This is a genomic window from Candidatus Enterococcus huntleyi (genome assembly GCF_009933175.1).
GTDB classification, from domain to species: domain Bacteria; phylum Bacillota; class Bacilli; order Lactobacillales; family Enterococcaceae; genus Enterococcus_K; species Enterococcus_K huntleyi.
This window is the reverse complement of the sequence record NZ_MAEJ01000003.1, coordinates 15,464-27,701: the sequence shown is the minus strand read 5'-3', so window position 1 is coordinate 27,701 and position 12,238 is coordinate 15,464. Positions and strand designations below refer to the sequence as shown.

7 protein-coding genes are annotated in these 12,238 nt (G+C 38.3%); 2 read left to right on the top strand and 5 right to left on the bottom strand.

Annotated features, from left to right (window positions below; genetic code table 11):
• Nucleotides 1-222 precede the first annotated feature (222 nt).
• From BAU15_RS03390 to uvrB, 4 genes are all read right to left on the bottom strand, one after another.
• Nucleotides 223-927: an amino acid racemase gene (locus tag BAU15_RS03390; protein WP_161841361.1), complete on the bottom strand. Its 705-nt coding sequence runs from the start codon at nucleotides 925-927 to the stop codon at nucleotides 223-225.
• Between the two features lie 3 nt (nucleotides 928-930).
• Nucleotides 931-2,187, bottom strand: coding sequence for a D-aspartate ligase (locus BAU15_RS03385; protein WP_161841360.1), 1,257 nt, complete (start codon nucleotides 2,185-2,187; stop codon nucleotides 931-933).
• Nucleotides 2,188-2,506: 319 nt separating this feature from the next.
• Complete coding sequence (gene uvrA, locus BAU15_RS03380; RefSeq protein WP_161841359.1) at nucleotides 2,507-5,326, bottom strand: excinuclease ABC subunit UvrA; 2,820 nt, start codon at nucleotides 5,324-5,326, stop codon at nucleotides 2,507-2,509.
• A gap of 9 nt (nucleotides 5,327-5,335) precedes the next feature.
• A complete protein-coding gene (uvrB, locus tag BAU15_RS03375; protein WP_161841358.1) occupies nucleotides 5,336-7,330 on the bottom strand; it encodes an excinuclease ABC subunit UvrB in 1,995 nt (664 codons plus the stop codon).
• Between the two features lie 593 nt (nucleotides 7,331-7,923).
• On the opposite strand from uvrB, the gene BAU15_RS03370 reads away from it, so the two are divergent.
• Complete coding sequence (locus BAU15_RS03370) at nucleotides 7,924-10,095, top strand: amino acid ABC transporter substrate-binding protein/permease (RefSeq protein ID WP_161841357.1); 2,172 nt, start codon at nucleotides 7,924-7,926, stop codon at nucleotides 10,093-10,095.
• Nucleotide 10,096: 1 nt separating this feature from the next.
• Nucleotides 10,097-10,834, top strand: coding sequence for an amino acid ABC transporter ATP-binding protein (locus BAU15_RS03365; RefSeq protein ID WP_161841356.1), 738 nt, complete (start codon nucleotides 10,097-10,099; stop codon nucleotides 10,832-10,834).
• A gap of 112 nt (nucleotides 10,835-10,946) precedes the next feature.
• Here the strand turns inward: BAU15_RS03365 and BAU15_RS03360 are convergent, their stop codons facing one another.
• Nucleotides 10,947-12,038: a glycerol dehydrogenase gene (locus BAU15_RS03360; protein WP_161841355.1), complete on the bottom strand. Its 1,092-nt coding sequence runs from the start codon at nucleotides 12,036-12,038 to the stop codon at nucleotides 10,947-10,949.
• Between the last annotated feature and the right edge of the window lie 200 nt (nucleotides 12,039-12,238).

The window sequence follows — 12,238 nt, the reverse complement described above, 5'->3', positions numbered from 1 at the left end:
GACGACACTCATCTTTACGCAATCTTACTATCTCAGATATTCTGCTCATCGGTAAAAATAGAAGCTACACGAAAACAAAAGACAGAAGCAATCTTCTTCAACGAGAAAAGGATGCCCTTCTCTATTGATGAATAATCACTTCAGTCTTTCCACTATCTATAAATCTATAGTTATTCAGTAGCTACTTAGTCGTTCACTACTTTTTTTGAATAGTTACTCTGTTTACTTTCTAAATGCCAATGCCTTTTTGATTGTACAGTCAACGAGAATAGATTGTGCATCAATGACTGGATATGGGTTATCATCAGCAAATTCTTGAATAAGTGAAAGTTCCGTACAGCCTAAAACTACTTGGTCGCAGCCTTGCTGATTAATCACTTCATCCAAAATTTCATAGTACAACTCTTTATTTAGAAAATCATTTTCCTTAATGTCATGATAAATCAAATGATTGACTTTATCTTGAAGAGCTTTTTCTGGAATGAGGACATCAAAACCAAAATCACGCAGTTCTTTTTCGTAAACCCCAGCTTTCACGCTACCTTCTGTTCCCAGAAAGGCCACTTTACCTTCGTTCATTTGGCGCTTTAATTCCTTAGCAGCTTCTCTAGGCATATGTAGCATGGGGATTTCCGTCGCTTCTTGCAATTCTTCAAAGAAATAATGCGCAGTATTACAAGTCAGGACGATAAAATTCGGCTGTAATAAATTTTGTTTATGAATATCGTCTAGTAAAAATGGCACAGGATTTTCTTTTGTTCGATCTAAAATATAAGCAGTCCGATCCGGCACAGTGGCATGATTAAATAGCACATAGTTTAAATAATCTTGATCTTTGTGTGTGACCGTCCGATGGTTCAATAATCGAACAAAGCTTTCAGTTGCCATTGTTCCCATGCCACCAAGAATGCTAAAGAAATTCTCCATGTATTATCCTTCTTTCACATTAAAATGGGTCTTAAATCGTGCAATATAATTGTGGAACATGTACTTCATTAATAGCCAACGTCTAAGAGAACGTTCCTTCGAATAAAACACAGTTGTTCCCCAACGGCCTTCTTTAATCATTTGTTTAGCTAACTCTTTGTCTTGATTATCGCGAGCATACTTCAAAAAGATTTTTTTAGGGACGCCCAACCATAATTTGGCTGCATCGGAAGTATTACTGCCGTATATCGTTTCGGTAAAAGGAGCTTTAAACACACGATCTTCCGTAACAAACTTAGCTAAATTCAAGCCATTAAGCGTCACAAAGAAACTGCTTCGTCCTTGTCTCAAATTAATTTCAAATAGTTTGTATTCACCATCTCGAACATCATATTTCATGTCAAAGTTCGCAAAGCCAGTGTACTCAATCTTTTCTAAGAATGTTTTAATTGTTTGATAAATCTTTTCATTATAGTCCGGCATAATAACCACGTAATTACCAATAGATGCAGGTGTTGGGTCCTCAAGTAAAGGATGCCCTAAACACATCATGCGAACATTGTGCGACTCATCGACATACGCGTTTAAAACACGCATATTACTATCATCGCCCGGAATAAAGTCTTGAGCGATTAGTTCGCTCGTGTAACCAGCCGAATAAATTTTACTCACCACTGAATCAAATTCTGCTTGATTATCGATAATAAAGGCCTTTTTACGTCCTTCAAAACGTACAGAAAGATACTCGACACTATTGGCAGGTTTCAAAGCTACTGGGAAGTTAAAAGGTAAGTCTGTTGTCAGCTGGCCGTTTTTGACCATTTCCTGACGAATAATCAAGGTTTTAGGATAAGGTAGTTGAAACTCCTCACAGACCTCATAAAAACTGACCTTATTCACTAAGCGCTCAAATAAATCATAATCAATATATGGGCAAACAAACGTTTTGGATAATTCTTCTTTATGTTGAGAAATAAGCTCTGCATAGCCATCTCCACAAGCAATCAGCAGATAAATTTTTGAGGAATCCGTATAGGTTTCCGCCATTAATTTTCTCATCTCTTCAATGAAGACAGGATCCTTTTCAAAGCCATGAATCACTTCCACATTTACAATATGACTGTATTTTGTTGGCGCCAATTGATCAGACGCGTAGGCCTGACACACTTTTCCATAAGCTTCATAGAATGAGCGGGCCATCCCATACACATTCATGTCGCTACCTAATAAAATTGGCACAAACTCTTGCTGATTACTCATACACACACGCTCTCTTTTATTCTAAATTTCTGATGATTCTCAATCAGACGTTTATTTTCCATTCTGTAAAAAAGTTTTACAACAGGAATATCATACCACAAAGAAAAAAGCAATCAAAGGGAAGACCTCAGATTGCTCATTTCTTTTTTGAACGGATTTTACTTACAGGCTGTTTTTGTCTATACCAATTTAGCATTAGAGATCAACCATACCTAAATAATATCGGAAATGACCCGCAAAAACAAGCGAATTTACAAGGTTTTAATACTTTTTTAAAATGATTATAAAAAAGGAATCGTTTTATGAAGAAAGCAGACCATTATTTTAGAACATTTTTCAGATAAAAACCAGTATAACTCTCAGGAACTTCAGCAATATCTTCAGGTGTTCCGGTAGCAATGATCGTTCCGCCACCTTCCCCGCCTTCAGGACCCAAGTCGATCACATGATCCGCAGATTTAATGACGTCAAGATTGTGTTCGATAACCAACACCGTATTTCCAGCATCGACTAATCGTTCCAACACTACTAATAGACGCGCAATATCATCTGTATGCAGTCCAGTTGTCGGTTCATCTAAAATATAGAAATTTTTACCATTAGAAATTTTGTGCAGCTCACTAGCAAGCTTCATCCGCTGCGCTTCCCCACCAGATAAAGTTGTAGCCGGTTGTCCTAAAGTCACATAACCTAAGCCGACATCTAAAATCGTTTGTAATTTACGATGAATTTTCGGAATATGCTTAAAGAATTCCACAGAATCTTCCACGGTCATCTCTAGAATATCTGCAATATTTTTACCTTTATAATGCACTTCTAACGTTTCAGAATTGTAGCGTTTGCCATGACAGACTTCACAAGGTACATAAACATCTGGTAAAAAATGCATCTCTATTTTGATAATTCCGTCACCACGGCAGGCTTCACAACGGCCGCCTTTGACGTTAAAACTAAAGCGCCCCTTCTTATATCCACGTACCTTGGCTTCATTAGTCTTGGCAAATAAATCTCGTACATCATCGAAAACACTCGTATAAGTAGCTGGATTACTACGCGGTGTCCGACCAATTGGACTTTGATCGATATCAATAATCTTTTCGATTGTCTTATAACCAGTGATTGATTTGTGTTTTCCTGGTTTATTCGAATTACGATTAATTTTCTGTGCCAAACTCTTTTTCAAAATTTGATTGACCAACGTACTTTTTCCTGATCCAGAAACACCCGTGACTGCAATAAACTCACCTAAAGGAAACTCAACGGTCACGTTCTTCAAGTTATTTTCTGCTGCCCCAGTGATTTTAACGGCCTTCCCATTGCCTTTTCTACGTTCTTTAGGAACAGGAATGACTTTTTTCCCTGACAGATATTGTCCAGTCAATGATTTCTTATTTTTCTCGACTTGTTTGGGCGTACCCGCAGCCACAATCTCGCCACCAAGGTGTCCGGCACCTGGTCCCACATCAATCAGATAATCAGCTGCGCGCATGGTATCTTCATCATGTTCCACAACGATTAAAGTATTCCCTAAATCACGCATCTTCTTCAATGATTGAATTAAACGGTCGTTATCCCGTTGATGTAAACCAATCGAAGGCTCATCTAGGATATATAAGACACCCGAAAGGTTGGAACCAATCTGTGTCGCCAAACGAATCCGTTGCGCTTCCCCACCAGATAAGGTTCCTGAGGCTCGACTTAAAGTCAAATAGTCCAAACCAACATTTTCCAAGAAAGTTAACCGATCATTGACTTCTTTTAGAATAGGACGAGCAATCATCTTTTCTTGCTCAGACAATTTCACTTCATTAAAGAACTGGATAGCATTTTTTATAGCTAATTCACTAATTTGACCGATATTTGTGCCATTCACTTGAACAGATAACGCTTGAGGATTCAAACGATACCCTTTACACGATTGACAAGTCAGTTCAGTCATATATAAACGCATTTGCTCACGTGTGAAATCGCTATTTGTTTCATTGTAGCGACGATCAATATTTTTAAGCACTCCTTCAAAAGCAACTTCAACATCTCTGACACCACCAAAGTCATTTTCATAATGGAAATGGAACAATTCCCCATTTGAGCCATTCAAAATAATCTCTTGATGCTCTTCTGGAAGTTCTTCAAACGGTGTATCCATGTCGATAGCAAAGCTTTCTGCTGCTTGTTCCAACAATTGTGGATAATATTGCGAACTAATCGGATTCCACGGAGCAATCGCCCCTTGACGCAAGGTCTTACTAGTATCAGGAATAACTAAATCACGATCGACTTCTAGCTTAACGCCTAAGCCATCACACTCAGAACATGCCCCAAATGGTGCATTGAACGAAAACAAACGAGGTTCTAATTCACCAACCGTAAAGCCACAGTAAGGACAAGAATAATGTTCACTAAAGAGCATTTCCTTTTCTCCCATGACATCAACCAACGCATAGCCTTCTGCTAATCGTAAAGCTGCTTCAAACGAATCAAATAAACGTGAACGAATCCCTTCTTTGATGACAATCCGGTCCACAACAATCGCAATATCATGCTTTTTATTTTTCTCTAACTCAGGGACTTCAGAAATATCATAAGTTTCTCCATCCACTCGGACACGTACATAACCTTCACGTTGGACCATTTCGAAGACCTTTTTATGCTGGCCTTTCTTCTTAGCAATGACTGGCGCAAGAATTTGAATCCGTGTACGGTCTTCTAACTCTAGCACTTCATCAACCATCTGTTCCACCGATTGACTAGTGATTTCAATATGATCATTTGGACAGATTGGGTGTCCAACACGCGCATACAATAAGCGCAGATAATCATTAATTTCTGTCGCTGTTCCCACTGTCGAACGCGGATTTTTACTAGTGGTCTTTTGATCAATTGAGATTGCTGGACTTAAGCCATCAATACTATCAACATCCGGTTTATCCATCTGCCCTAAGAATTGTCTAGCATACGCCGATAAACTCTCGACATAGCGCCGTTGTCCTTCCGCATACAACGTATCAAATGCCAGTGAGCTCTTTCCTGAACCTGAGAGTCCTGTCACTACAACCAATTTATCTCTCGGGATAGTCACATCAATATCTTTTAGGTTATGGGCTCTTGCACCATGAATTACTATTTTGTCATTTGCCATAATTGTCTCCTATTCTGATGCTTTCAACTCAAGAATTGTGTCTCTCAGAGTCGCTGCCGTTTCAAAATCTAACGCTTTAGCCGCATCTTTCATTTCTTTTTCTAATTTTAATAGTAATGTTTCTTTTTCAGCCTTACTCAATTCATTATAAGAAACAGTCACTTTTTCGTCCTTAGCATCATCTGAAGCTTTCGTGATTGAAATGAGTTCACGGATTTCTTTAATGATTGTCTTAGGCACAATCCCATGTTCTTGATTGTAGGCTTCTTGAATTTGGCGACGGCGACTGGTTTCATCCATTGCTCGCTGCATAGAATCAGTCATCTTATCAGCATACATAATAACTTTTCCTTCTGAGTTACGAGCTGCTCGACCGATCGTTTGGACAAGCGAACGTTCACTTCTTAAGAAGCCTTCTTTATCAGCATCGAGGATCGCAACTAATGAAACCTCAGGCACATCCAATCCTTCTCTAAGTAAATTAATTCCAATCAATACATCAAATTCTCCCAGACGTAAATCGCGAATAATCTCTGTTCGTTCCAATGTTTTAATGTCGCTGTGTAAATATTTTACCTTAATTCCTAACTCTTTGAAGTAGTCGGTTAAATCCTCCGACATTTTTTTGGTTAGTGTCGTCACGAAGACCCGTTGATTTTTCTCAGCGCGCTGATTAATTTCACCAACTAAATCATCTATTTGTCCCATAATTGGTCGTACCTCAATTACTGGATCAAGCAGCCCTGTTGGACGAATAATTTGTTGAACAACGGTATCTGTCTGCTCCGCTTCATAAGGACCAGGTGTTGCTGAAACATAGACAATTTGATTAACATGTTCTTCAAATTCTTCCAATCGCAAAGGTCGATTATCCAAAGCTGAAGGTAAACGGAACCCGTAGTCTACCAACATTTGTTTTCTTGCCCTATCACCATTGTACATTCCACGAATCTGTGGCATGGTGACATGCGATTCATCAACAACTAATAGAAAATCATCTGGGAAGAAATCCAGTAACGTATAAGGGGGTTCGCCTTCTTTACGCCCGTCCATGTGTCTAGAATAGTTTTCAATCCCTGATGTATAGCCCATCTCCATCATCATCTCAATGTCGTAATTGGTTCGCTGCTCTAAACGTTGTGCCTCTAATAGTTTATTATCATCTCTCAAGACCTGCAAACGTTCGGCCAATTCTTGGCGAATATTTTCGATAGCCCCTTCCATACGCTCGTCATTGGTGACAAAGTGAGTCGCTGGGAAAATTGATACATGTTCCGTTTCACCCACAACTTCACCAGTTAGCGCATCGACTTCCCGAATTCGTTCGACTTCATCGCCAAAAAATTCAACCCGTAACGCCCGTTCATCTCTTGATGCTGGGAAAATCTCAACAACATCCCCTCGCACACGAAAACGGCCCCGTTGGAAGTCGATATCATTGCGTTCAAAGTTAATATCGATTAATTCTTTCAACAATTTACTACGATCCATTTCCATTCCGACACGAATAGAAACCACCTGCTCACTATACTCTTTTGGCGAACCTAACCCAAAAATACAAGAAACAGAAGCCACAACAATGACATCATTTCTTTCAAGTAGTGAACTGGTAGCTGAATGTCGTAATTTATCAATCTCATCATTAATACTCGAGTCTTTCTCGATATAGGTATCACTAGAAGGAACATACGCCTCTGGTTGATAATAGTCATAATATGAAACGAAGTATTCCACCGCATTATTCGGGAAATATTCTTTGAATTCACCGTATAGCTGCCCTGCTAACGTTTTATTATGGGCAATAATCAATGTCGGTTTATTCACTTCTTTTATTAAATTTGAAATGGTATAAGTTTTCCCTGTCCCCGTCGCTCCAAGTAATACTTGAGCTTTTTTACCACCAACAACGCCATCTACAAGCTGTTGAATCGCTACGGGTTGGTCCCCTGCAGGTTGATACTTCGAAACTAGTTCGAAAGCATGAGAAGTATCTCTTTCAATCATTTATCTTCTCCTCCTAGAGTTAAAAATTAGTCGAATAATCGATTAAAACGCAAAAATAGATAGGTAGACACAGAAATATATCGCTTCTTTTCTGCAGTCCGCCCAATCTGTGAAATTTTTTGGACAAAAATTTTCCACGCAGAGAACTTTCTTCAAAAAGAGTCTTGTACTTTTGAATTCCCTCTTGCGTATTCATTCTCATCTTATCTAGATGACAGTTCAAGAGAACCGGTCATCCTTTCTGTAGTATCACATTCTCTTATCCTCGAAAAGTGAGGGATAAAGTGAAAAAACAAAGCTTATAAATACTTCTATTAGTGAGCTTATCCCACCCATTCGATGCACCAGGCGCTCCAAGAAATAATCACTCACTCATTCTTTTATTTATAGTATAGGTAACAAAAAAAATTATACCACACCGAACATACTTTCGCTATCTTTTTGTATTTTTGTTTCTTTTTTGGATGTCATAAGTTCTGACATACGATGTTACGAATTGATATTTTTTTCTATTTTTCACAGCTTAAATCTTGTGCAAATGATAGTTTATAGCATATAATTTATTAGATATTGAGAAAATAGGAGGTTTATTAATGAAAAGAAAAAAGATTTTTCTCTCATTCATTCTTATGATGGCAAGTATCTTGACATTCAGCTTTAGTCAAACTACTCACGCCGCTGAAAAAAAATATACGATAGGAACAGATTCAACCTTCGCCCCATTTGAATTCAAAAACACAGAGGGCGAATACACAGGGATTGACATTGATTTACTGAGCGAGATTGCTAAGGATCAAAACTTTGAATTCACATTGAAACCAGTCGGTTTTGATAGTTCGGTTCAAGGCGTCCAATCTAACCAACTCGATGCTATGATTGCTGGCATGAGTATCACGGATGAACGAAAAGAAACCTTTGATTTCTCTGATCCCTACTTTGATAGCGGAATTCAAATGGCCGTTTCTTCAGACAATGATACAATCAAGAGTTTCGATGATTTAAAAGGACAAACAGTTGCTGCAAAAGTAGGCACACAAAGCGCCATCTTTTTAGAAGAAAATCAAAAGAAATATGGTTACACGGTGAAATCATTCGATGCAGCAGACGCTCTGTATAGCGCCATAAACAGTAACACAGTCCAAGCAATCTTTGATGATTACCCAGTCTTAGGTTATGCCATAAACCAAGGACAAGAGTTAAAGCTTGTTGGCGAACCACAATCAGGTAGCGCGTACGGATTTGCCGTAAAAAAAGGGAAATACCCCGAGCTATTAGAAAAATTTAATGCCGGTCTTAAAAAATTAAAAGACAGTGGCCGTTATGACGAAATTGTTTCAACTTATATTTCAAGTGGAACTGCAAATGGTTCGACTACCGATACATCAGAAAAAATGAAAAAGATTAAACCCAAGAAAGATCAATATGTAATTGCTAGTGACTCGGCCTTTGCTCCTTTTGAATTTGAAGATTCAGATGGTGAATACAAAGGAATTGACGTTGATTTAATCAAGCGAATTGCTGAATTACAAGGATTTAATGTTAAATTTAACTTTATCGGCTTCTCATCAGCTGTTCAATCTGTTGATTCAGGGCAAGCTGACGCGATGATTGCCGGCATGACTATCACAGAAGAACGCCAGGAAAATTTCGATTTTTCTGAACCTTACTTCCAAAGTGGTATTCAAGTAGCTGTTAAAGACGGAACGGACAACATCCAAAGTTATGATGACCTGAAAGGCAAGACAGTTGGTGCCAAAGTTGGAACGGAAAGTGCTGACTTTTTAACTGCTAATGAAGAAAAATATGGCTATTCAATCAAGTTCTTTGACGCTGCCGATCAACTCTATGAAGGCTTAAGTACTGGCTCGCTTGATGCAATGATGGACGATTATCCAGTAATTGGTTATGCAATCAGTCAAAATCAAAAACTTGCTACTCCAATTGATAGAGAAACTGGGGGTAGTTACGGTTTTGCTGTTAAAAAAGGCCAAAATCCTGAATTAATAGAGATGTTCAATGAAGGACTAAAAGAATTAAAACGAACTGGCGAATATGATGAGATTGTCAATAAATATATTGAAGACGGTTCGACTAAGAAAAAAGAGAAAGTTGATGAATCTAATATTATCGGCATTCTCAAAAATAACTACAAAGGACTGTTATCTGGTCTTTGGAATACAATTGTCTTAGCACTAGTTTCCTTTGTATTAGCACTACTTGTAGGTGTTATTTTCGGTCTCTTTAGTGTGGCCCCTTCAAAAATTTTACGGACGATTTCCATGATTTACGTTGACTTAATTCGAGGGATTCCAATGATGGTATTGGCTTTCTTCATTTTCTTCGGATTACCTAATATTCTCGGCTTTACTATTCCTGATTTTATTGCCGGTGTAATCACCCTAACCTTAAATGCTAGCGCCTATATCGCTGAGATTGTGCGTGGTGGTATCAACGCTGTGCCAATTGGTCAAATGGAAGCCTCACGTAGTTTAGGACTTTCTTATAATCGAACAATGGGTAAAATTGTTTTACCCCAAGCCTTTAAGATTATGATTCCATCATTCGTGAATCAATTTGTTATTTCATTAAAAGACACTACGATTATTTCTGCAATCGGTGTGGTGGAATTACTCCAAACAGGGAAAATTATTGTCGCACGGACAACTCAAAGTACCTATGTCTACCTAATTATTGCAGTGATGTATCTGATTTTAATTACAGCTTTAACAAAATTAGCAAAAGTTTTAGAAAAGAGGGTGAAATAAGATGGCAGAAAAAATTCTTGTTGAACATCTTGTCAAAAAATATGGTGATAATACCGTCTTAAATGACATTAATGTCTCAATTAATGATGGTGATGTTGTCTGTGTCATCGGTCCTTCTGGTAGCGGAAAAAGTACTTTCCTACGCTGCTTGAATCGGCTAGAAGAAGCCACTAGCGGTGATATCATTATTGATGGTGCCCATCTGCTAGATAAGAATACTGATATTAATCTGATTCGCCAACATATTGGCATGGTCTTCCAGCACTTCAATTTGTTCCCTCACCTTTCCGTGTTGGAAAATATTATTTTAGCGCCGATGGATTTGAAAAAAGAAACGCGAGAAGAAGCTGAGAAAAAAGCGATTAAATTGCTTGATACAGTTGGCCTAGCGGATAAAAAAGATATGTATCCAGATAATCTTTCTGGCGGGCAAAAGCAACGTGTAGCAATTGCTCGTGCTCTAGCAATGAATCCTGATATTATGTTATTCGATGAACCAACCTCAGCTCTAGACCCTGAAATGGTCGGTGACGTTCTAAATGTAATGAAAAAACTAGCCAAACAAGGTATGACCATGGTTATCGTTACACATGAGATGGGCTTTGCCAAAGAAGTTGCCAATCGTGTGATGTTCATTGATGGCGGAAACTTCTTAGAAGATGGTTCGCCTGAGCAGGTCTTTGAAAATCCTCAAAATGAACGAACAAAAGATTTCTTAGATAAAGTCTTAAATATTTAAGTAGCGATAGAACGAAAAAGTCCAGAGACGATCTACATTGTCTCTGGACTTTTTCTATCTAAACTATTAGGTATTTAGCGTATCTCCGATTTTCTTTTGGACGTCTTTACAACTAACTATTCAAACCATTTACAAAGGCATCAGTGACCTTAATAGCCGAAAACAAATCATTTGCAGTCAATTCCATCGGCATTTGCTGAATTGTATCTTGACTAGTAATAGTCTTTTCACACAACACAAACAACGCCTCATCACTCATCTCAGTTATACCTAATTCTTTCAAAGTGGTTGGCAAGCCAAACTCTTGATACAATTGGATAAATGAACGCACTCTTTCTTCGGATTCATTTTGCAAGATTAATTGGACCAATGTGGTAAAAGCAACTTTTTCGCCATGAGTCATTCGTTGAATGGGTCCTTCGAGACTTGAGAAACTATTTTGTAAAGCGTGCGCAGCTGCTAATCCACCACTCTCAAAACCTAAACCACTTAATAAAGTATTCGCTTCAACAACTGCCTCAAAAGCTGGAGTTATCGCTTGAGCTTCATTCGAAACGACTGCTAATCTGGCGTTCTTCAGTAAGGTTTCCTCACAAGCTTTAGCAATCGCATAGGCAGCAATTGTTTGTGCCCCGCCAGCTAATGTTTTGCCCGATGCTTTAGCAACTGCTTCCACTTCGATGAAGGTTGCCAATCCGTCAGCGATACCAGATTTCAACATTCTCGTCGGTGCCTTCACCAAAATTTGTGTATCGACAAAGACCAAATCTGGGTTCTTATCGTAATAATTATAGGTTTTAAAAAAGCCTTCTTCATCATAAGTCACACTAATCGCTGACGTTGGTGCGTCGGTTGAAGCAGCCGTCGGAATCACCACTACAGCTAATTTAAGTCCACTAGCCACAGCTTTGCCGGTATCAATCGCTTTGCCACCACCTAAAGCAATCACAAAATCAATCGGATCATTTTTTTCGCGAATTTTTTCAATCTGTTCATCAGACGACTCACCATCGAAATCCGCTAGTACAGGAGCTAATCCTTCACTCAATAAATCGTCACAGAATTCTTTTCCTAACATTTCCCAAACAAATGAATCCGTAACAATTAATGGAGCTTGCCCATACCGCGTAATTTCAGACAACTGAGTTTTTAGAATATTAGGGCCTTGTATGTATTTGGCAGGACTTTTAAATACTTTTATCATCTCGTTCAACTTCCTTATGTCATATTTTTCTACTACTTAATTGATAGCATTGGACTTCTTTTATATTGTGAATTATAACACAAATAGAAATAGAAACCTACAGAAAATTAATGCTCACTCGATAAAATAAAAACATCCAAGAAACTAAAGGACCACTTTGAATTAATCCCTAAAACAGCCTTTAAGGCAGCAAAAAAAGA